The organism is Parablautia sp. Marseille-Q6255, from assembly GCF_951230155.1.
Taxonomy (GTDB): Bacteria; Bacillota; Clostridia; order Lachnospirales; family Lachnospiraceae; genus Choladousia.
The window spans coordinates 1-1,169 of record NZ_CATNVD010000038.1 but is presented as its reverse complement, the minus strand read 5'-3'; the positions used below and the strand labels follow the sequence as shown (position 1 = coordinate 1,169).

The 1,169-nt window shown below is 48.4% G+C and carries 2 protein-coding genes and 1 tRNA gene; 1 reads left to right on the top strand and 2 read right to left on the bottom strand.

Translation table 11 applies throughout. The features are described from left to right. Positions 1 to 233: hypothetical protein (locus tag QOX44_RS17975; RefSeq protein ID WP_283685205.1), on the top strand; the 233-nt coding region annotated here is incomplete at its 5' end. Between the two features lie 17 nt (positions 234 to 250). Here QOX44_RS17975 and QOX44_RS17970 read toward each other — a convergent pair. Continuing rightward, positions 251 to 326 (bottom strand) — tRNA-His (locus tag QOX44_RS17970). 183 nt (positions 327 to 509) lie between these two features. After that, positions 510 to 926: a hypothetical protein gene (locus QOX44_RS17965; RefSeq protein ID WP_283685203.1), complete on the bottom strand. Its 417-nt coding sequence runs from the start codon at positions 924 to 926 to the stop codon at positions 510 to 512. Between the last annotated feature and the right edge of the window lie 243 nt (positions 927 to 1,169).

Sequence of the window (1,169 nt, the reverse complement as noted above, 5' to 3'; positions counted from 1 at the left end):
CAGTCATCTGGCAGCGAAAGTATTTTGCAACCACTTCTTCTCCGTCTTCAAGAAGAGTAATGTATGTACCACTCTTTGAAGGATATCCTGTGTTCCATATCATTGTTACATCTACTTCGCTTTCTGCATTGAAAAAGCTGAGAGAATCACCCCCCCAGCTGGTATACTTATTACGTGTATCAAGTTACGCCATAGAAAAGCAGCCACAGGGGCTGCCTCTTCAAAATATTTAGGGGAGTTTGTCATGGGACTGGAACGGCAGGATTTGAACCTGCACTACCGAACAGACTCATGTCTGTGTGCTCTACCTATTGAGCTATGCTCCATATGCGCAGCTGTATTGCTGACGCGGTCAGCTGTATGCCGCGAGTTCCTTTGCGCTCGGTCTGGAACTAACCGATTCAGCCGCAGAGCTGTGACACCCGGCGGCCGTGGAGGAAACTGATGACTACCATCAATTTACCTGCATACACTATATCACATTTGAATAGGACATAGTAGGACATCTTTTACATTTCAAAATGCTGTAGTGCCCATCCGTGCAGGCGCGTTATATGGCGATACCCATATCCCATCTTTACCGCTATCTCCTCAAAATTCAGCCCCTGTATGTACCGATATCTCAGCAGCAGACTTTCCGTTTCATCCTGCATCTCCTCTATTTTCCTGCTGATTTCTAAGCGAATTGTTATCTTTTTCTCCATCTGCTCGTACAGCTCACGCATCAGCTCATCCAGCCGTGCCGCGTATCCAGACAGATCACCACCGCCGGATCCATGCGGCATACCGTCCTGCACAAGGCTCGGCACCATCTTATCTATCCGCAGCTGCATGATTTCTTCGTTTATTTCAGCTTCTTTCCGTTTCGCATTCTGATAGCGCCACAGGTACTCTTTCTTCTTCTCGTTTTCGGTTTTCTGATCCACCAGCATCGCCTCCTCTCTGATACGGTCTGTGCCTCATATGCCACCGTGCAGACTCTGGCGGTTTGCGCTTGTCACTGTAGACTCGCGGTGCATGGTACATCGGAGCTTTCCGCTCACGCTCGTCGATTATCTGCTGCACGGTCTTGTATCTCTGATTTTCTTTGTCCATATGCCATCACTCCACCCTCTCAAACCGTTTCATCGTATTCTGCTTCCAGTCCTCGCCAACAGACTTTTTCACTC